20 protein-coding genes are annotated in these 20,798 nt (G+C 45.7%); 8 read left to right on the forward strand and 12 right to left on the reverse strand.

What is annotated here, in order from left to right:
* Positions 1-55: 55 nt before the first annotated feature.
* From RIF36_RS14365 to RIF36_RS14390, 6 genes are all read right to left on the reverse strand, one after another.
* Positions 56-619, reverse strand: coding sequence for an RNA polymerase sigma-70 factor (locus RIF36_RS14365; RefSeq protein WP_193217758.1), 564 nt, complete (start codon positions 617-619; stop codon positions 56-58).
* 191 nt (positions 620-810) lie between these two features.
* A complete protein-coding gene (locus RIF36_RS14370) occupies positions 811-1,923 on the reverse strand; it encodes a serine hydrolase domain-containing protein (RefSeq protein ID WP_350122482.1) in 1,113 nt (370 codons plus the stop codon).
* On the reverse strand, positions 1,923-2,540 hold the full coding sequence (locus RIF36_RS14375; protein WP_350122333.1) for a hypothetical protein: 618 nt from the start codon (positions 2,538-2,540) through the stop codon (positions 1,923-1,925). Before RIF36_RS14375 ends, RIF36_RS14370 begins: the two co-directional genes overlap by 1 nt.
* Positions 2,541-2,572: 32 nt before the next feature.
* Positions 2,573-2,977, reverse strand: a complete 405-nt coding sequence (locus tag RIF36_RS14380) for a DUF2721 domain-containing protein (protein WP_151996904.1) — start codon at positions 2,975-2,977, stop codon at positions 2,573-2,575.
* 1 nt (position 2,978) lies between these two features.
* A complete protein-coding gene (locus RIF36_RS14385; RefSeq protein WP_350122335.1) occupies positions 2,979-3,983 on the reverse strand; it encodes an oxygenase MpaB family protein in 1,005 nt (334 codons plus the stop codon).
* Between the two features lie 58 nt (positions 3,984-4,041).
* Complete coding sequence (locus RIF36_RS14390; RefSeq protein WP_350074037.1) at positions 4,042-4,848, reverse strand: hypothetical protein; 807 nt, start codon at positions 4,846-4,848, stop codon at positions 4,042-4,044.
* Between the two features lie 463 nt (positions 4,849-5,311).
* Here RIF36_RS14390 and RIF36_RS14395 point away from each other — a divergent pair, with 463 nt between their 5' ends.
* The 3 genes from RIF36_RS14395 to can all read left to right on the forward strand — a co-directional run bounded on the left by RIF36_RS14395 (position 5,312) and on the right by can (position 8,065).
* On the forward strand, positions 5,312-5,755 hold the full coding sequence (locus tag RIF36_RS14395; RefSeq protein ID WP_350122337.1) for a DUF2062 domain-containing protein: 444 nt from the start codon (positions 5,312-5,314) through the stop codon (positions 5,753-5,755).
* A 91-nt stretch (positions 5,756-5,846) separates the two neighbouring features.
* The gene (locus RIF36_RS14400; protein WP_350122339.1) at positions 5,847-7,418 is read left to right on the forward strand and encodes a SulP family inorganic anion transporter; all 1,572 of its coding nucleotides are present in this window, start codon (positions 5,847-5,849) and stop codon (positions 7,416-7,418) included.
* A gap of 5 nt (positions 7,419-7,423) precedes the next feature.
* Positions 7,424-8,065: a carbonate dehydratase gene (gene can / locus RIF36_RS14405; protein ID WP_151996909.1), complete on the forward strand. Its 642-nt coding sequence runs from the start codon at positions 7,424-7,426 to the stop codon at positions 8,063-8,065.
* A 204-nt stretch (positions 8,066-8,269) separates the two neighbouring features.
* Here the strand turns inward: can and RIF36_RS14410 are convergent, their stop codons facing one another.
* A complete protein-coding gene (locus RIF36_RS14410) occupies positions 8,270-8,533 on the reverse strand; it encodes a hypothetical protein (RefSeq protein ID WP_350074043.1) in 264 nt (87 codons plus the stop codon).
* A gap of 237 nt (positions 8,534-8,770) precedes the next feature.
* On the opposite strand from RIF36_RS14410, the gene ggt reads away from it, so the two are divergent.
* Together ggt and RIF36_RS14420 are read left to right on the forward strand one after the other, a co-directional pair.
* On the forward strand, positions 8,771-10,477 hold the full coding sequence (gene ggt, locus RIF36_RS14415; RefSeq protein WP_350122341.1) for a gamma-glutamyltransferase: 1,707 nt from the start codon (positions 8,771-8,773) through the stop codon (positions 10,475-10,477).
* A gap of 18 nt (positions 10,478-10,495) precedes the next feature.
* The gene (locus RIF36_RS14420; protein ID WP_350122343.1) at positions 10,496-11,623 is read left to right on the forward strand and encodes a DmpA family aminopeptidase; all 1,128 of its coding nucleotides are present in this window, start codon (positions 10,496-10,498) and stop codon (positions 11,621-11,623) included.
* Between the two features lie 144 nt (positions 11,624-11,767).
* On the opposite strand, the gene RIF36_RS14425 is transcribed toward RIF36_RS14420, so the two are convergent.
* Positions 11,768-12,901: a transporter gene (locus RIF36_RS14425; protein WP_350122345.1), complete on the reverse strand. Its 1,134-nt coding sequence runs from the start codon at positions 12,899-12,901 to the stop codon at positions 11,768-11,770.
* Between the two features lie 247 nt (positions 12,902-13,148).
* Positions 13,149-13,730 (reverse strand): hypothetical protein, encoded by a 582-nt coding sequence (locus RIF36_RS14430; RefSeq protein ID WP_350093299.1) that lies wholly within the window; start codon positions 13,728-13,730, stop codon positions 13,149-13,151.
* 176 nt (positions 13,731-13,906) lie between these two features.
* On the opposite strand from RIF36_RS14430, the gene RIF36_RS14435 reads away from it, so the two are divergent.
* From RIF36_RS14435 to RIF36_RS14445, 3 genes are all read left to right on the forward strand, one after another.
* Positions 13,907-14,734, forward strand: coding sequence for a VOC family protein (locus RIF36_RS14435; protein ID WP_350122347.1), 828 nt, complete (start codon positions 13,907-13,909; stop codon positions 14,732-14,734).
* Between the two features lie 66 nt (positions 14,735-14,800).
* Positions 14,801-16,486, forward strand: coding sequence for an N-acyl-D-amino-acid deacylase family protein (locus RIF36_RS14440; RefSeq protein ID WP_350122349.1), 1,686 nt, complete (start codon positions 14,801-14,803; stop codon positions 16,484-16,486).
* A gap of 118 nt (positions 16,487-16,604) precedes the next feature.
* A complete protein-coding gene (locus RIF36_RS14445; RefSeq protein WP_350122351.1) occupies positions 16,605-17,447 on the forward strand; it encodes an SDR family NAD(P)-dependent oxidoreductase in 843 nt (280 codons plus the stop codon).
* Here RIF36_RS14445 and RIF36_RS14450 read toward each other — a convergent pair.
* The 3 genes from RIF36_RS14450 to RIF36_RS14460 all read right to left on the reverse strand — a co-directional run bounded on the left by RIF36_RS14450 (position 17,444) and on the right by RIF36_RS14460 (position 20,735).
* Positions 17,444-19,069: an OmpA family protein gene (locus RIF36_RS14450; RefSeq protein WP_350122353.1), complete on the reverse strand. Its 1,626-nt coding sequence runs from the start codon at positions 19,067-19,069 to the stop codon at positions 17,444-17,446. The genes RIF36_RS14445 and RIF36_RS14450 overlap by 4 nt on opposite strands.
* A gap of 133 nt (positions 19,070-19,202) precedes the next feature.
* Positions 19,203-20,129, reverse strand: a complete 927-nt coding sequence (locus RIF36_RS14455) for a 2-hydroxyacid dehydrogenase (protein WP_350122355.1) — start codon at positions 20,127-20,129, stop codon at positions 19,203-19,205.
* Positions 20,130-20,132: 3 nt separating this feature from the next.
* Complete coding sequence (locus RIF36_RS14460; protein WP_350122357.1) at positions 20,133-20,735, reverse strand: DNA-3-methyladenine glycosylase; 603 nt, start codon at positions 20,733-20,735, stop codon at positions 20,133-20,135.
* Positions 20,736-20,798: the final 63 nt, after the last annotated feature.

Genomic DNA, 20,798 nt, shown 5'->3' on the forward strand with positions numbered 1-20,798 from the left:
TAATCAGGTGTATTCAATTAGATGTCAAGGATTTTCATCCTAACCCCCAAGCTATCTACAAAAAGTTTTCGATTAAGGCTAGCAAAATTACTCCCAGCTTATCAACGTACGGCTTCAGGCTTACTCTGAGTTTTTTGAGCGCTATGCTCATTTGATTCTCTACCGTCTTTACAGACAGTTCCAGCTTTTCGGCAATCTCCTGATAGGTAAGCCCTTCTTCCCTGCTGAGCACAAAAATAACTTTGCATCGGTCGGGCAATAAATCAATAGCCTTCTGGACGATTGAATATAGCTCATTGTACTCAATTTGAGTTGGATCTGACAGGTCAGCCTTTTCACTTAAATTATCCACATCCTCCTTTTTCAACTCCTTGGGCAGTTGCAGTTTGAGGTAGTTGATTGACCTGTTGCGAACGGATGCTACGAGATAGGCTTTAACAGAATAGCTAATATTGATCTCTTCACGCCGCTCCCAAAAGTTCACGAAAACTTCCTGAACCACTTCTTCTGCCACTTCATTATTGCGGGTCAGTTTCAGCGCATACCGGCACAATTCCGTGTAATGCTGTTTGAAGAGTACTTCTAGTGAAGATAAGTTATCAGGAAGCAGTTGGCTCAATTTTAAAATCTATAAAACTCTACAAAGACAGCCGAAATTAATGATTGGTGTGGAATACTAAAAAAGGAAAGCCCCGTAAAACGAGGCATTTCCTTAACAACCAACCAAACCTAATGTTTATTAGTTCAACGAAGACTTTTTTGAAATATTGAGTCCTCATTTCTATTTTAACAACCTTGAGTTTAAAGACCCTAACTACCCCCAACTGGTTGTAGAGTGCTCAGCAAATAATTGGAGAGCACGTAGTAGCCTAAGTTAGTGCTGGTGGACGTTCTGCCGCTTGTCGTAAGCAAATAAACCATATCGTATTCAGGCATTACAAACATATAGTGATCTTCGTCGCTGAGCGCATAAAAGGTTCTGTTCTCAGGAAAATAGACCGACCATGAGCTGTCATCAGAAAACCTCCACCATAAATACCCCATGTCCGAAAAGCTAGAAATTCGATGCTGAGTACTTGTCGACTCTTCTACCCATCTAGCACTCACAATTCGTTGGCCGAGCCAGCTTCCATTGTTGAGCATAAGGTCTCCAATTTTTAACAAATCGAGAGGTTTTATGGCGAGCCCCAGAGAAAGGTCGCTCAACCCAACGTCATCTTTTCTCACCGTCCAATCGTTGATCTGAAGAGGTCCAAATAGCCACCGATTGACAATCTCGTCGGCGGACAAGCCGGTTGCAGACTCCAGCGCCTCAAGTATAATAAGGCTGCCCGCCGAATTCTGAGAAAACCTTTGACCCGGAATGCTCTCCATTGGTTTTTTAAGCAAAAACTCCACCGCACTTGGGGCCGTCTTTATCACATTCACATCGTTGGACGAGGAGTTGACTCCTGACAGCGTTTCGTTCCACGAAAGTCCCGATTTCATGGTGAGAATATCCTTGAACCGGATTCTCTTCTTTAGTTGGTCAGCTTCGAAATACGATTGGCGTTCGGGCAAATACTTGTAAACCGAGTCCTCAACTCCGTTAATGAAACCGCCGTCAATAGCAATACCTACCAGCAGTGAAACAATAATGTTACCCATACTTCCTATGCCCTGAAGCGAGTCTCTTGTGTAGAAACCATAGTAGTCTTCAAAAACCACCTTGTTGTCTTTCAAAACCAGCATACTGCCAATGCCACCAAGGCGACCCGCATCAAAAAGGCTGTCTAATGCCAAAAGCAAAGGCTCATCGAAACCCGATATCCTTGGATCTTCGTAACCCCATGGTGAGTCATCGGGCCGTACGTCGTCATTCCATTTGCAGCTCTGAGGAAGGAGCATGAAGACGGCGACAATAAGAAAGTGGATTCGACGCATCAAAACAGCCCTATTTTAATCATGACATTCAATGTGAGTCCTGAGAAGTCATCATCGGATATTTCTGGGATATCCAATCCTTTGACCAATCGATAGCCTACCTCGCCATGCAAAATGGCAAAAGGAAGAAATTTGTAGTCGCAGCCAGCAGATGGCTGCACAAATAGCGCATAGTCTTCGAACATGTTATAGAAATTGTCCCGCCGCTCCCAAAACACCTTCCCCTGCCCCACTCTTGCATCAAATGTAAACTGAAAGGGCTTCTCCAAAGTTGTTTTGTATCCGGTCCACAAGCCTATATGGCTGTATTTCATACTGAATTCATTAGGGAAAATCAGCCTTTGATTGTAGTCTCCCATATAAACAGATCCGTAAGCTCCAACATGGTAGTGACCGTAGAACAAAAAGCCCAAACCACCGCCCAGATTAACACCGTTTGCCTGCCGGAGGTAGGCGGGTTCAATGTAGCCCGCAACCCAAACACCATATTTCCTTTCCGGTTTATTGATTTGCTTCGTTTGCAGTTTGACAGAATCAACAGCAAGCGAATCAACAGCCTGCGATAGTGCCTGCCATGTCGCTGCCATCATTATCAACACAAAAAAGCCGATTTTCATAGTTTAGAAACCATTGTGACTCTGTTAACCCCTTATTCATCTTTCTCTAAGGTACTCAATTCAATGCTCAATGCCTTTGTAGATATTTGCGTCTCGTAAAATGAAAGCCCAAGAGAAACCAAAAGCAGAACGAGGCTAGCGACAAATAAGTAGTTGCCGAGTTGGCCATTGTCGAGGTATAAGAACAGAATCGAAAGCACACAACCCAGGAAGCTTAAAATACCGAACGCCTGCATGTTTCTGATGAGCAAAAGCCGCAAACGTAAGTTCTTAATTTGCTCCCGGATGGGCACATTGTTTTCGCCGTGAGAATCAGCTTGTCTTTTGTGGAGCCCTCTGATAAGGCTGGCAATCGCTAAAAACCGGTTTGTATACGCCAAAAGCAACAAAGTGATGGCTGGAAACAACAATGCCGGAGTGCTTAGTTCTAGTTGCATATCACAAATTTACCCTGTCAATTTCTTGCCTTTGCCATTGAAAATTTCTCCCGATCAATTGCTGAATTTTGGTTAAGCTAACAAAAGATTTTGCAACTACCTTATCAAAGGGAGCAGTTTGAATATTGAGTATTCGGCTGATCTCATCTCCAAGCAAATACTCCATAAGGGCGGAAACAGGTAAATTAACGGAGTTATTTCGCATTTCAACTTCTATATGCCTTCTAAGTGCGGTTGCTAGTTCAGTCCCCTCAACAGATTTGGAAAAGTGCCTTTTCACTATGTGCTTTTCCAGCACCAACGCCTCCTTTGCACTACCCTTTAGTAGTTCTCTTTCAATCCCCAGCCACTGCCCTATCAGGTTCCAGTATTGTAAAAAGTCCTTACTTTCTGCGCCCTTTATGTCGACACCCAACTTTCGTAGCCCACGCAATACTATTAATGAGAACGCTAAGTTTGTTCCAGCCATGTCCTCCTGGTTGATTGGAAGTCCCCAACTGGCCTGCCAGAAAGGTTGATTCTTTATGTAATACCTGGTGAGTGCATGCATAAGCCTTACTTTGAGAATACTCCTGAAGCCCCTTCCATGGGCATCAAATGCTCCAGGCTCAGATACATCAATCACAAAGGAGGCGGTTTCGACTAGCCGCTTGCCCGGGGCTTCCCTAAGCCGTTTGGAGTGATACAAAACTTTAGCGCCGTTGGCGGCGGCATAGCAGTACGGAAGCGAATAGAGTCCCAGGCAGAGCAGAATCAGAGGTTGATGTTTGGAGAAAAATTCCTGAGCACTCTTTAAGTGCTTCGGCAGGCTATTTTGAGGTAGCGCCTCATTTTGATTGATGAAATTTATCAGCTCTTTGGGCCAGCTATCATCGGGCTGCTGGCTATTAAGAGAGAAGTTCTTCCATTTGCCCGCCCCCCAAAGCTCAGGCATATCTCGTTGAATGACTTCAACAACAGCGTCGGCGGGAGGATCACCAATGAGCCTAAATTTTTCTAAATCCATAAAAAAAGCATGCAGTTAACGGTATAACCCTGCATGCTTCCTATTAGTTAACTAAAGATCAAAAAGATTTTAACACTTTACATGAAGATCCATTCTTCACGAACGTATACTTTGCATTCTCGTATTTATAAAATTTCACACCCATCAGAAGAAATACGCCCACTTTTTCGGGCAGCCCTTTTGGGGGTACTATTGAGAGTTGGGCGGTAATCGGCTGGATAGCTATTTTTAAATCAGGAAACATGTTGCTTTCAAATGAATCGGTTAAGCCATGGTGATCAGGATTGCACGGCCTGTAAGAAGCTTCCTCCTCATCGAAATAAAAATCTGAAATAGAGACCAACTTTGCTGTTAGTTTGAAATGAGTAGCTTCTGCCGGGAAGGAGATATTGCTTTGAGGGACAAAACCTGGGAAGTGGAGGATTACATGTCCCCGACCCTGCCCCGGATGGACAAAGTATTTCGGATAGAAAGTAGTGCCAAAAGGGAACTCCGGGTTGAATTCAAAGCCCTCTACCTGCTTGCCATATTTACTCGGCGTCAAGGGGCGTCGACCAGTCGGGCCATCAACACCTTTTACCAAGCCTCTGAATTTAGCTGTCAATTTTCCAGAGGAATAAGTTTCGCATATATCACCCAGATCGCCGGTCATAGTCATGCGCATGGTTCTGGCCATCATGCTGGCCACACCGAATTCCTTTTGATTGTTCCTAAGTTCCTGGTATGACTCTTTACTTTTGATGTCGCTGGCAGAAGGGCCGCCCTTTCTTGCTATGATTGTCCTTTCAACGCCACTTATCTTATATACTCTCCAATCTTTTGGGTTGTCAATTGCACTTTTCCTTAGCTCGAGGTTTTCATTCATCTTTTTGGTTGGTTACACAATTCTACACTGATTCCTAATACTTATAATGTAAATACAGCAAAATATTACTTTTCGAATAATCCGCTAACCAGGCCAGTCAGCTACCGATTGGAAATATTATCAAAAAAATAGCACACAAGCAAAGTTTGGCTAAAAAATATGATCCGCAATATGTAATAAAGCCAGTAGTGGACAAATTAACATGAATTATTTACCGTTTATTAAACTTGCATTCATCCAATATCCCTAGATTTACTCACCTCCTATTTAATTTAAAGTATTACTTTAAGTGTGAGCGTTATTCACTTTATTGATATTTTCAACAAAGATGTTACTTACTCACGAAGAGAATTCTTCTATCTTTTTTCCAGTCAGCCTCATGTAAGATTTAATGCAAAATCAAACAAAAACGAATCTCAGTTATAGGCTAAAGTCACTGGCAAATACTTTTGTAACCGGAGGGATGGAACCTTCGAAGGTCTCCTTGTCAATCAGTCTCGGCTTTCTCTGGGGCGTCTTTCCACTAGTAGGCACTTCTACGGTACTTTGCACCGCCAGTTCACTGTTCTTTAAGCTAAACATGGCTATTATTCAGGCAGTTAATTACATCGTTTATCCTATACAGTTGGCCCTTCTGCTCCCTTACTTTTACATCGGAGCGCCTTTCACCGGGTTTACCATCAACGGTTCGTCCATTGACAAAATTGGGGAGTTTTCTTTTTCACTCAATAGTCTGGCAGAAATTTCCGGAGATTTGCTTTTCATTGCGGTCAATATGCTTTTGGGATGGCTGCTATTGGCCCCTCTGGCATCTTTTATCATCTATTTGGTTTCAAAGCGAGTGTTGACAAGCAGGCAAACTAAGGTCGGCGCAGTTGGCGACAACGATCACAACTCAAAAGGCTAATCAACCCCTTATCAAATCATTGCAACAAATTTTCTATATTTAAGTATTTCCTGTTGCATCTTTGCATCATCAAAATCACAAACTCTAAACAATGTCCGATAAGAATTCTTTAAACTCAAGCCCTAACATCTTCGGGCACTTCAAATACGATGGCCCTGCCGGCCTGGTAGTTTTTCTTGTTGCTTTGCCCCTGTGTTTAGGTATTGCGCTCGCATCTGGAGCGCCGCTCTTTTCAGGCGTTATTGCCGGAATTGTTGGAGGCTTAGTGGTAGCCTCCTTCAGTGGCTCTCAACTAGCTGTCAGTGGTCCGGCTGCCGGCCTGACAATTATCGTTCTCAACGCTATAGATGACTTAGGTTCCTTCGAGTCGTTTCTTCTTGCAGTCTTCATTGCGGGCGCTATCCAGCTCTTACTGGGCTTTCTGAAGGCCGGTGTTATTGGCAATTTCTTCCCTTCTGCAGTAATCAAAGGAATGCTTGCTGCCATAGGGCTTATATTGATACTGAAACAAATACCTCATGCTTTCGGCTACGATTCAGATCCGGAGGGTGATATAGAATTTTTCCAACCCGACGGACAAAACACCTTTACCGAGATTTTCACTGCCCTCGAAAATTTAAGTATTGGAGCCATTGCCATCTGCCTAATTTCGTTGGCTGTCATCCTTCTCTGGGATAGGCCTGGGATAAAGAAAAAAGCGTTTTTCTCTATCGTGCCTGCACCGTTGGTGGTGGTACTCCTGGGAATAGGCATTAATCAGCTCTTCATCAAATTTCTACCTGACATGGCTCTCGGTCAGAGCCACCTCGTTTCGTTGCCTATTATTGGCAATCTGAGTGAATTTGCCAACGAACTCACTTTCCCGGATTTTAGCCAGTTTGGTAACCCCGAAATCTATGTAGTGGCCATTACCCTCGCCATTATTGCAAGTTTGGAAACCTTATTGAGTCTGGAAGCCACCGACAAACTCGATCCGTACAAAAGAGTTGCCCCTCAAAATCGTGAGCTTAAGGCACAGGGTATTGGTAATATGGTCTCAGGACTTATCGGAGGCCTGCCGCTAACAGCTGTAATTGTGAGAAGTTCCGCCAACATAGATTCGGGGGCGCACACAAAAATGTCAGCAATTATCCATGGTGCTTTGCTTCTTCTTAGTGTGGTTGTTATTCCACATATCCTTAACCTGATACCGCTGGCTGCCCTTGCAGCTATATTAATAATGGTTGGCTTCAAACTGGCGAAGCCATCGTTGTTCAGGTCCATGTTTCAAAAGGGAATGGGGCAGTTCCTACCATTTGTTATTACAATCACAGCGATTCTGTTGTCAGATTTACTTATTGGCATTTCTATTGGAATGGCTATCGGCTTGTTCTTTGTGATCAAGAGCAATTTCCACGAAGCGATTATTGTCACTGAAGATCACGCTAACTATCTGGTGAAATTGAACAAAGATGTTACCTTTCTCAATAAGTCGGCCCTGAGAACCACCTTGCAAAATATTCCGAAGGGAGCCTATGTGATAATTGATGGCACCAAATCAATTTTTATCGACAACGACATATCTGAAGTTATTGAGGATTTCGTTGAAACATCAGAAAACAGAAACATAACGGTTGAATTGAAGAAGTCTTCCACCAGCTACAATCACTTATTTAAGAAATAGTACAAATGAAGCCTTACGAAAAACTGTTACTTGAAAATAAAGCATGGGCACGTGAACGTGTTCAATCCGACCCTAACTACTTTAACCATCTGTCTGAAATACAATCCCCACAGTTTCTGTGGATTGGTTGTGCCGACTCCCGGGTGCCGGCCAACGAGATCACGAACACTGAACCAGGTGAGATGTTTGTTCACAGAAACATTGCCAATATGGTGGTGCACACTGACCTCAACATGTTGAGTGTTTTGCAGTATGCGGTTGAGCACCTCAAAGTCGATCACATTATTGTGACCGGCCACTACGGCTGTGGGGGGGTAAAAGCTGCCATGACCAACCAAGACTTTGGCCTGATCAATAAATGGTTGAGAAACATAAAAGAAGTGTATCGAATTCACAAAGAGGAAATAGATCAGCTACCCAATGAGGATAAAAAAGCAGACAGACTGGTGGAGCTTAATGTGATTGAACAAGTCCATAATTTAGCCAAAACGTCGATAGTGCAACACGCTTGGAAAAAGGAGCAGCGTCCGATGCTGCATGGGTGGGTATACGGATTGAAAGATGGCATTTTGAACGAAGTATTTAGGATGGATCCAAATACTCAGCTTGATCCCATCTACATGTTTGACTTTGATGACGTGAAATAAGTGTACAGAAAGGTATCACTTCTGAGGGCCAGCATGTGGATGCTGGCTTTTTTTCTACTAGCACCCTCCTTTCAGGGATGCTCAAGCCATTCCTACAATATAAAAACTGTGAAGCCGAAAGTGCATCACCGCTATTACAATCCTAAAAAGGATAAACATAAAAGCAGGGTCAAGAAGGTTAAAATGAAATCGACCTAGTCGCTATTAATTGGTGCGATTGCTGGCAGTAGGCTTACCAGGGGTGTTTGATTCGCTCTTCGCAACGGCTTTCTTTCCACTATCCTCAGTGGTTGAGATTTTAGCCACTTTCACGGTGTCGTTGTTCTTCCACTGATAAAAGGTAGCTCCTCTAAATTCTCTTATTGGCGATGTGTAGTAGGCTTTTTTTGCACTCTTCTTGGGAGAAGGTGTGGCGTTTACAAACCCGACCAACATTAAGAAAGAAATAACTAAAAAAACCTTTTTCACTTCGCTTTTACTTTTATTACTCTTCGAAGGTACGCATAAACCATGGCTATTGAAAGGCTCACTACCCTTATTACTACGACCAGGGCTATATATTCGATCAACCACATGATTGGAAAGATCAACAAAGCTGAAAAACCTTACATGAATGATATAATTTTTCTGAAGTTACCCTTCTCCACAATCTGTCTTTGATTCTGCATTTCTTTTTTTACTTTGGAACTCAAAACCGTCAACTATATGAAAAGACTTACCAACCTGATTCTTATTGCTGTTCTATTGTACAGCTGCTCTCAAAAAGTAAATGAGCCTCAGCGGGTCATTGAGCGTGGACAGACTGCAAAAAATGGGATGGTCGTTTCAGCACACCCGCTGGCATCACAAGTGGGAGCTGATATACTTAAAAAAGGTGGTAATGCTGTGGACGCTGCCATTGCAGTACAGTTTGCGCTGGCTGTTGTTTATCCAGGGGCAGGTAATATCGGAGGTGGTGGTTTTATGGTTATCCGCAGAAATGACGGATCGGTTGATGGCTTAGACTACAGAGAAGAAGCGCCTGCGGCGGCTTCGAGAAATATGTACCTCGATGAAAACGGAGAAGTTATCGAAAACCTGAGCTGGCTGGGGCACCTGGCTTCTGGCGTGCCAGGCTCGGTGGATGGGATGGTGAAGGCGCATGAAAAATATGGCAGCCTGAGCTGGGAAGAGTTGGTGCAGCCGTCCATTGACCTGGCAGCCAACGGCTTTGCTCTTACCGAAAAAGAAGCCGGCGGACTCAATCGGGGAAAAGACAATTTTATAAAGTACAATACCGTTAGTCCGGACTTTATTTTAAAGGACGGTGAGTGGATGGCAGGCGACACCATATTTTTGAAGGATCTCGCCAAAACACTTTCGCTCATTCGTGATAAAAAAGAGGCAGGTTTCTACGAAGGCGAGACTGCCGATCTCATCGTGGCCGAAATGCAACGTGGAAAGGGCATTATTACGCTGGAAGACCTGAAAAACTATGATGCAGTTTGGAGAACACCAGTGACTGGCTCCTATAGAGGTCACAAGATTATTTCTATGGCGCCTCCTTCCAGCGGTGGCATCGCATTGCTGCAGCTGCTACAGTCTGTAGAGCCCTACCCCATCAGTGAATTGGGCTGGAACACAACCAAAACGGTTCATTTGATCACTGAGGCCGAAAGACGTGTGTACGCTGATCGGGCGAAATATCTTGGAGATCCTGACTACTTCGATGTGCCTATGGCCGGACTGGTAGATCCTGCTTACAACAAAAAGCGGATGTCTTCCTTCAATCCTGATAATGCCTCTTTATCCTCAGAAGTTACCGAAGGCAACCCTGTTGCTCTTTTAGAATCGGATCAGACCACACACTTTTCGGTAGTAGATGCTGAGGGCAACGCTGTGTCCGTAACCACCACACTTAATGGAGGCTTCGGGAGTAAAGTGTTTGTGGCGGGCGCTGGCTTTTTGCTCAATAATGAAATGGATGACTTTAGCGTGAAACCTGGCTACGCCAACGCCTATGGCTTGGTGGGTGGTGAAGCCAATGCGATTGAGCCGGGTAAAAGGATGCTTAGCTCAATGACCCCTTCTATTGTTGAAAAAGAAGGGCAATTGATGATGGTGGTAGGTACGCCAGGCGGGTCTACCATTATTACTTCCGTATTTCAGACAATCCTCAATGTGGTTGACCACGGCATGGGCATGCAGGAAGCTGTGACTGCCAGAAGATTTCACCATCAGTGGCTACCCGACTTGATACTCACTGAAACCGATGCACTCACGTCTGAGATTACCTCTGAACTGGATAGCATGGGCCATCACTTCAGAGATGCTGGAAATATTGGCAGGGTTGATGCCATTCTTGTCTTGCCTGACGGCATGCTGGAAGGCGGCGCAGATCCAAGAGGTGATGATACCGCTATTGGCTACTAAGTGACTCGAAAAAACAAGATGAACCGTCTGCTGCTGATATTCTTTTGCCTGATTAGCCTGTTGGCCAACGCCCAACAAAGGCCAGCAGAGCTGGGTGTCAAAATCGGTGTCCTGCCTTCAGGCGAATTCAACGCCATCACAGACGTTAAAGGTGTAAAAGTCGGCCACTTCACACTTACTGAAGGTGATGGTATCAGGACTGGGGTGACCTCTATCCTACCCCACGACGGGAATATCTTTCAGTCGAAAGTACCAGCGGCTATTTACCTGGGTAACGCTTTTGGCAAACTAGCCGGGTACACCCAGGTGGAAGAGCTTGGCAATATTGAAACGCCCATCCTGCTCACCAATACACTTGCGGTGGCAGATGCTTCCAAGGCTTTGGTAAAATACACTTTAGCATTGCCTGGTAATGAGAATGTAAGATCAGTGAATGCTGTTGTTGGAGAAACCAACGACAGCTATCTCAATGATATTCGCAGTTTTCCGCTCCAGCCAGAGCATTTTGCAGCGGCTATTCAGGCAGCAAAATCAGGAAAGGTTGAAGAAGGCAACGTAGGTGCTGGCACTGGCACAGTTTGCTTTGGGTACAAAGGTGGCATTGGCACCTCGAGCCGAAAACTCCCCGAAAGCTTAGGAGGATACACCGTGGGTGTGCTGGTGCAAACGAACTTTGGTGGTAACCTTACAATTGATGGCGAAGCCATTGATGAAATACTGGAGCAATACCCCTACCGGAAGCAAATCCTTGGCTCGGTGGACGGTTCGTGCATGATCGTGGTAGCCACTGATGCTCCGCTTGATGCACGAAACCTGGAGAGGCTTGCGAAAAGGGCTATTTTGGGGTTAGGAAGGACAGGTGGTATTGCATCCAATGGCAGCGGCGACTACGTGATAGCTTTCTCCACTGCTGAGGGACTGAGAGTTCCTTATGATTCCCCATCGCCTCTATTACAACAAAATGTGCTGACCAACGACAGCATGACGCCGCTATTTATGGGAGTAATTGAAGCAACGGAAGAAGCAATTGTGAATTCCCTTTGGGCCGCTACTACTATGACGGGATACCAAAACCATACCGTTGAAGCACTTCCAAAGGATAAGGTGATGGATTTGTTGAAAAAGGGAGGGAAAATCAAAAAATAGAGCAGAGCGGGGAATATTTTTTACTGTTCCCCGCTCTGCGGATAGTTCATAAACCTGACAAATAGCCCCGTTGCCACCTAAAAACTACTAGCACTGGAGAAGCGATTCTAAATCTCTCCCTGCTTCCTGGTAAAAATGAGAGGCTTAGTTTTTCTCTAGGAAATCATCCACCTCAACCGTATGCCTTGCCATTCCAAAGCGATAGGTGAATCCGAAATTGATCAGGTAGTCTGCAAATGCCGCATCGCCATTGACCAACTCCCCTGTTTCTTTGGTTCTTTGCTTGTCGGAAAAATTTTGCACCCTTGCTCTGTCTACAGCAATCGGCACCGTTAGACTAAAAGCCATGTTGCCAACACCATAGTTGACACCAGGCTCAAGTGACACTATATAACCGGGTCTTCTGAATCCCTCATCCCCTCCGATGAGGTCGCTAGCTGGAACACCCTCCAGTCTTGCTCCGCCGTACAAGCCAAGTCCCTGCACGGGAGTTACATACAAGGCACCCAGCCGGGCAGCGTACTGATCAGACACAGATAATTCTGATGCAGAACCCCGGAAATTAGTTGTCGAATATTTCTCCCTGGGATTCACCATGTAGTACAACAGGGCGCTCACCACCAGCTTCTCTGAAATGTTGTGGTAAGCCTGAGACTCGAAAGTTATTCCAACACCACCATCACCGGGTTGTATCGATTGATCCAGGCCGGAAGTGATCACCTGGTCGCTGTTAGGCCCCTGATTATAAAACTTTCCTTTTACCCGGTAATTACCAGAGGGCAGTTTCATGCCTACGCCAAGTGAAACATTGGAACCGGTATGAGTCGCAGGATCAAGCAGCCAGTAGCTGGCACCAAACCTTATATCCGCCAGCCCGCTTGAATAAGTAAAATGTCTGTCACCGAGGCCATTGGGTGGGTTTCCGCCATGCTCGTACATCGACGACCTGGCGTGATTAACGAAAGGAAGAACAAAATTTACTGACAGACGGTCTGAAATGCCGTAGGCAACCAGAAAGTCGAGGAAATAAGAATCGTTTATTACCTCTGTCCCATTTTCGACACGCTCAGTTTCTTCATGCTTACCACGAAAGTGCTTATATGAATGGAAATACCTGAAATTGGTTGCAGCATTCCACTGCCCTTTGCCCAGCACAGCACCTCCTCCAACGTTGACACCGGCTCCTGACCTAACTGCGATACAGCCCTGAGAAAAGGCTTCACTGATGCCTGTAAACAGACAAATGAGTACTATATATTTAGTAAAAGTAGATTTCATTTTGAGATGATTTTAGTGAAAGAAAAAGTATTGGATAGACCAATTCTGAAAAGTCCTGCTAGTCACCTCTTGCTATCATCGACACCACAAAGCTTTACCAGAAAACCTGCCAGTAACTTACTGAAGCACCAAACAACTATAAACAACCTCGTTTGTAGGAAACCAACTAAAGTTTCGCAGCAAATGATTGATTTGTCGGCGATGAAGAAACAACGAGATGAAAGTTCAGAATTGGTCTGATTCTGCCTTAAACTAAAATACTCCTGGGAGGAGGGCTTTGGATCGAAAGATAAAAAGTGTAATCCGAGACAACGTAGTCGGTATTCTCTACGGAATAAAAAGTACCGTAGGAACCCCTTTCCATTGCCACTTTCGAAATCATGTAATCTTTGGAAAGCGATTTTGAAAGGTCAACCTGTTTAGTTGTAGAGGCATCCGGCGCTGTGAAGGTACTCACATAGTCCTCAATGGCTTCATGCAGCTTTTGTTGGTTGTAGTCAGGAAGGCAAACGATGTACAGCGTATCCCCTGCATATTTTTGCTTGACCAATCTATAGTACTTTCCTTCTACCTCTATGAGCCCGTCAACTCTTTCATAGCGGGCCTGGTCGGGCATGTAGGCAAGAGACACAGCTACCTTAAACTCAACTAACTGATCTTCATTGAAATTGTCTGAATCAAGGTCGCTAACTACCTGTTGTTCAAGGTTATATTTCAAACCCATGAACACACCGTAAAACCCGATGATGTTCAGCAAGAATAGAAAAAGAAGCGATATGGCGGTGATCCGACGCAATGAAGTAGGTATACTTTCCCGAAATGTATGCATTTAGGTGAATTATCCCAAACCCACCTTAAAGGAATAATTTGCTATATTTCGAATGCATATCTGCAACCAACCGTAAGTTCATAAGTACTTTAAGCATTATACCATAGAGGTGCTGTTCCGTCTCAATGGATTATATGCATAGTTTTTTCTCAAAAACTCAAACCTTTCCAACATCTATGAGCTTACCATTCGATCACCTTGTGATTAAAGTCAATGACTTAGAAAAAGCCACGCAAACGTTCACCGCCAGTGGCTTTGTAGTAACAAAAGGAGGGATTCACAAGGGGGGATTCTCTGAAAATGCATTAGTGATGTTCAAAGACGGCAGCTTTCTGGAGTTATTGTCGATGAGAAAAGGTTTCAAACCATTTCTTTTGAAGCTCTATTCGAAAACCCAGGCTTTCAGGTCTCTCAAGTACTCGAAGAAATGGGGGCTTTTTCACAGGTTCTACGACAGGGCTCTTTCGTTGCCTGAAGGAGTGACCGATTTCTGCCTTTTATCAGCTGATATCAAAGCAGATTTAACAAGGATAAACGATGGCGGCCTTTTTGTCACCAAACCAATGGCAGCGGCCAGAAAGAAGCCAGACGGAAAGAAAATCACCTGGCAAATGGCATCAACCCTCCTCACTGAGCTTCCCTTTATTCGGGGGCCTTATTCTACTCCCTCAACTCCTGCCGAGGAAGCCACAACGCATAAAAATGGCGTTACCGGTATAAAATCAATTACTCTTCTGGCGCTTGATTTTAAGGAAATGATGCGCAACCTGACCACCCTGCTAGGCCAGGAGCCCCAACAGAATACGGCTGAAGAAGACAAAGAGGCCAGATATATTATTGGTTCAACTACCCTCATTTTAAAAAAATCATCGGAGAATGATGCGCTCATCAAAAAATTGAGAAGCAAGGGCTTGGGGGTGTTCGGGATCGAATGGGAATTTGGTACAAGTGGTTCGCAAGTGGATTCCGATTTTTCTACCTTACACGGATTAGTGGTGCTTTAGTACGGCTGACCCTTTGATCATATCAATTTGAGGGTTGGGCGTCGATGCCAATCAAACCAACCTTAAATGAAGAGATTAGCTTACCTCCTGCCGCTACTTGCCGCAATTATTTCCTGTTCTGCACCAGATTACGACGTAATTATCCGCAACGGACTTATCTACGACGGCTCGGGTAGTGCTCCTATTAGTGCTGACCTGGGTATCAAAGCAGATACGATTGCATTCATAGGCGACTTAAAGGACAAGTCGGGAGCTGCCGAAATTGATGCCGAAGGCAAGGCTGTGAGCCCTGGCTTTATCAACATGCTGAGCTGGGCAACCGAAAGCATCATTACCGACCCCAGGTCAATGAGTGACATCAGGCAGGGAGTTACCCTTGAAGTATTTGGTGAGGGTGTATCTATGGGCCCGTTGAGTGACAAAATGAAGGCAGACTGGGTGAAGAATGCGGAAGAAGAAACTGATATCACCCCAGAATGGACTACACTCGGAGAGTACCTGGAGTACATGGAAAACAAAGGTGTAACACCCAACGTAGCCTCCTTCATCGGCGCTACTACCTTGCGCATTCACACAGTTGACTATGACAACCGTCCGCCAACTGAAGAAGAACTGGACAGCATGCGGTTACTGGTAAAACAGGGTATGGAAGAAGGCGCTTTGGGTATCGGTTCATCTCTGATTTATGCTCCGGCCTTTTACGCCAGCACTCAGGAACTGATAGAACTGTGCAAGGTGGCTGCTCCCTATGGTGGCCGGTACATCACCCACATGCGCAGCGAAGGCAATCAGCTCCTGGAGGCGGTTGACGAAACGATCAAGATCGCCAGGGAAGCTGGCCTACCTGCAGAAATCTACCACCTGAAAGTGGCTGGCACAGACAACTGGTGGAAGATGGACACACTACTGTCGATGATTGACAACGCAAGAGCCGAGGGCGTTCAGTTGACTACGGACATGTATACCTATACTGCTGGCGCTACAGGTCTGGATGCTTCCATGCCTCCCTGGGTGCAGGAAGGTGGCCCTGAAAAATGGAGAGAAAGACTCAAAGACCCAGAGATAAGAAAGAAGGTGATCGAAGAGATGCGTACTGCCACCAATGAATGGGAAAACCTGCTGCTATCTGCCGGTTCACCGGAAAGGGTTGTGCTGCTTGGCTTCAAGAACGATTCGCTGAAGCCAATCTACACGGGAAAGACATTGGCCGAAGCCGCTGCTATTCATGGAAAGTCTCCAGAGGAAACTGCCATCGATTTGGTGATAGCCGATGAGACCCGGGTGGGCACGGCCTACTTCATGATGTCGGAAGAAAACGTTAAACGCCAGATTCAATTACCATACATGAGTTTTTGCTCTGACGCTGGATCAGTGATGCCTGAGGGCAAAGTGTTGGAGTCGAGCACTCACCCACGCACCTACGGCAATTTTGCCCGACTATTGGGCAAATATGTGAGAGAGGAGAAAGTGATTTCTCTGGAAGAAGCCATCAGAAAGCTATCTTCGATGCCAGCAGAAAACATGGGTATAAGAAAAAGAGGCAGACTTGAGCCTGGCTATTATGCCGATGTGGTGATCTTTGACCCAGCGACCATTCAGGATCACGCAACATTCGAAAACCCTCATCAGCTTTCCACAGGCGTAACAGACGTTTGGGTAAATGGCGTACAGGTGCTTAGCAATAGTGAGCATACAGGAAGCTTTCCCGGAAGAGTAGTAAGAGGCCCGGGATGGGTAGGTTACAAGGACTGATCCATGGCGTGGATGACATTCGGTTGTGAATTAATGGGCAGAAAAAAGATATAATCAACCGGCAATTTTACTTGCTACAGTTATTCCCCTATCTTAATGAAACTATACTGACCTGACCATGAAAACTGTAGTTATTACGGGTGCCACCGCCGGAATTGGCTTTGAGACTGCCAAACAATTGGCTCAAAAGGGATACAGGGTTATTCACCTTGCCCGGAATAAAGACAAAGCCAGAAAAGCTGACAGCCTTATCAAAGCCGCCGCTGGCCACGAGAATGTTCACCATATTGTGGCTGATTTGGCCGATCTCCGTTCGATCCAGGAAGCTGCTGGCAAAATCAAAGATATCTCCCACAGAATTGATGCGCTTATTAACAACGCAGGTGGTGTTATAGATGCAGATGATCGCAGCAAAGATGGCATTGAAATGAACTTTACAGTCAATCATCTTGGGCACTTCTATCTCACCAATCTTTTGCTCAATGAACTGCTGGCTTCCAAGGCAAGAGTCATCAATGTGAGTTCAGAGGCCCACAAAATTGGGTACCTGAATATTGAGAAGATAAAGGAGAATAAAGGTCTAACACCTGGCTTTAAAGGATATGGCGATGCCAAACTATGTAATCTGTTGTTCACTAAATCACTTCATGAACAATACAGTGACCGTGGGCTTACCGCCTTCTCGGTTCATCCAGGCGTTGTGAAGACCAATTTCGGTCATAACATGAAAGGTTTTGTGAGTGGCGTTATCAAATTTGCGCAGCTCTTTATGATCACGCCTGCCAAAGGAGCTTCCACGTCGGTTTATCTGGCCACGAAAGAAGGAATTGAAAAAAATAGTGGTGGTTATTTCAAATCGAGGCGCTTAACCACTCCTTCCACCCAGGCCACGAGCGACAAAAACTCCGAGAATCTTTGGGCGCTAAGTGAGCAAATGATAAAGGAAGCCCTGGAAAACTAGTTACTCTTCACAACAGTGAACTCAACTCTTCTGTTGAGCTTTCGAGTCTCCTCCGACGCATTGGATGCAATGGGTTTGGTCGGCCCAAAGCCTTTGCCGGTCAACCGGCTCTTGTCGATTCCTTTGCTGACCAGGTAATCTATCACGGTCTGCACCCTGCTTTCCGACAATTCGATATTGGGCTTGATAGGCCCCTGGTTGTCCGTGTGCCCTGAAATGAGAATCTCGACTTCCGGGTTGTCTTCCATCATCTTTCTTACCCTTTCTAGGTCGGCCTCCGACCCTCTGATCATATTGGCTGTACTTTGCTCGAAAAGAACATGTGAAAGCGTTACGGTGTTGCCCACAGATAGCGGCTGCAACAACACTGTCTCGTTGATATCCTCTCCATCAAATGTTTCGACTACCAACTGCTCCTCCAGATATCCCCGGGTGGAAACAGTAAGAGTATAAGAATGGCCATTCTCCAGAGCGAAACTAAATGCTCCGTCATTAGCTGACTGGTAATTGGTATTATAATCCGACGTTTGGCCAGTCACTGATATATTCGCAGACAGCACCCCAAGCGTCTTCGCATCTCTTACTATCCCTGTAATTTGAGTGTTTGCCACGACCGGAGCTTCCGGCGTTGCTATTATCTCCGGGTCAATCGACGGTTGAACAACGGCGCCAATGAGCGGCGTTTGCGGAATAGTGTCCAGCCTTTGAGCTACTATGTCCGACTTGATTGTCACCCGTTTGATATCGCTATAGCCTTCGGAGTTTTGCGTGCTGGTGAGGTAAGCGAAATCGGCACCCGGCCGGAACGAAAACGATAACTCGGTGCCCACAGTATTAACTTTGTTTCCCAGGCTGACTGGCTCTGACCAGTTTCGCCAGGAGTCGTCAAGTCTTTCAGAATAGAACAGGTCTCTTCCTCCCTGCCCCGCAATCCCGTTCGAAGCAAAAATCAATGTTTTATAGTCCTCCGCTAAGAACGGTGTATTTTCCTGAAAGGCTGTGTTGATCATAAAGCCAAGATTCCTGGGCGAAGAATAGCTGCCATCCGACTCTCTGAAACATACATAGAGGTCTTCAGTACCATAGCCGCCGGGCGCTTCTATCGAAAGCAGCAAGACTGTTCCGTCGGCCGTTATCCAGCCACTTTGATGGCTGCTCTTGTTATTGAAGTATTTAACGTTCAACCTTTCCGGCGCCGTCCAACTGCTGCCGTTTCTACGGCTGGTAGCTACGGCTTTTCTGAGTATCCCGTCTTTGTCTTTGTAGTCAGTGGAAAGATACATCAGGTTGCCACCATCGGCAAAACCTATGATAGCATTGAGTCCGTCGCTGTTCAATGGTGCGCCTATATTTTGCGCTGGGAGCCAGTCTCCGGAAGCCGACTGCTCGCTCATCCAGATATCGCCCTTATCTCCTTTGCCTCCCACATTAGCCGGGTGCTGAACTCTGGTAAAGAACAACTTTGTGCCAGAAGGGTGCATCACAGGGTTTTCTTCAAATGAAGGGGAATTGATATTATTTCCCACTGTCTCCTGACCACCATAAATGGTTAGGTTTTGGGCGTTAACTAACACTGAACAAAACAGAAAGGCGGGAGCAATAAAAAGCGCTAAATACTTCATTAAACAGGATTTTCGGCAAAGTTAATAGAATAACGAACAATCGTGCCCGGATAAGGCAATCGGTATGGCGAAAATTGGGTGAACGGTCTGGCGGAGAGACCTTCGAAGCATGTTTACAAGCCAGACATCAAACCTAGTATCCTCTATCCCTGTCAATTGCATTCTTCAACGGCTGTCCCTCCATCATGGCTTTATAATTAGCCACAATCTGGGGAGCCGCTGCCCCAGGATTGGTGATGCTGGCTATATGTGGAGTAATGAACACTTTTGGATGGCCCCAAATTGGGTGATCCGTTTGAAGCGGTTCCTTTTCGAAAACGTCCAGAAATGCGCCTGACAACGTTCCGTTGTCGATGGCCCTGATGATATCATCTGTGACCTGATGATGCCCACGGGCGGCATTGATCAGATAGGTGCCCCGGTTCATGCCCTCAAACAACCTTTTGTTCAAGACGCCCTTAGTTTCCGGTGTAGCTGGCAACAAGCACACCAACACATTTATTTCCCTGAGAAAAGCGCCTAGCTCACCTTCTCCGGCGAAGCACTGAATTCCATCAACCTTCTTACGGCTATTCGCATATCCAAATACATCGAACCCGAGGGCTTTCAGCTTCCTGCCGGCATGCTGGCCCAGTACACCGAAGCCCATGATGCCTATCCGGCAATCGACTTCAGGCGGCGATGGCTGATCCCAAATGTGTGCTTTTTTATCGGCGAGGTATTTCTCAAACCGCCGATGATGATACAAAACCGCAGAAACGATATAGTTGCTCATCGAGAAGCTTAGGCCCTCATCGACAATGCGAACCACGGGCACACCGTCAGGCAGCTCCGGATCCTTGAGTACATGATCAACACCTGCCCCCATGGAGCAAATAAGCTTGAGGTTAGGAAAAGCTGTCAGCGACCCGGTCGGGTGGCCCCACACTACTGCGCAGGTTACTTCCGATTGGTCTTCAGTCTCAGGCCAAATTCTAACATCAAGGTTTTCGTCTGCCTTATTGAATTCCCTGATCCACTGGCTTAAGTCCCTTTTTGGCGCAATAATTACTATCGACATAGACTATTTTCTGCTTACAAATGGGTTATCCTTTATATAAAAGCGCCACGGTTTCAGTGCATCTTTACCAGCGTAATCCACCCCTATTCTGGTCGTGGCAACTATTTCTTTCTCCGTCACGACAATTCCTCTTTCTTCCAACCAGATAGAAGGCCCTAAAAGTGACTCCCCTGTGTTCGCAACTTTAATACCAAGGGCCTCACCTACCGTTCCGGGGCCAGCTGATATCCTCTTGAGTGAGGTCTTTCTCCGCCGTTCCATCATTTTATGCGCACCTTCCTGCGGCTCCACCGCCCTGATCAACACGGCGTCGGCATTGCCCTCGGCGTTTGTTACCACATTGACCATATGGTGGATTCCATAACAAAGATAAACGTAGGCCACTCCCCCTTCCTGAAACATCACTTCTGTGCGGCTCGTTTTTCCAAACCGGCAGGCATGGCAGGCCATGTCGTTTACACCATTGTAGGCCTCTGTTTCAACAATCATTCCGGCAGTCAATTCTCCATCAAAAAAAGTGCACAAAACCTTCCCTAGTAAATTTTTCGCCACAAGCACCACATCATTCACCACATAAAAGTCTTTTGAGAGCGGTTTCACTGGCATTTCGATCCTTGTTGTTTACCTGCTGAATATTAATCCATAACTTCGGCTGGACAATACAAAACA

The organism is Imperialibacter sp. (assembly GCF_040222815.1).
GTDB lineage: Bacteria > Bacteroidota > Bacteroidia > Cytophagales > Cyclobacteriaceae > Imperialibacter.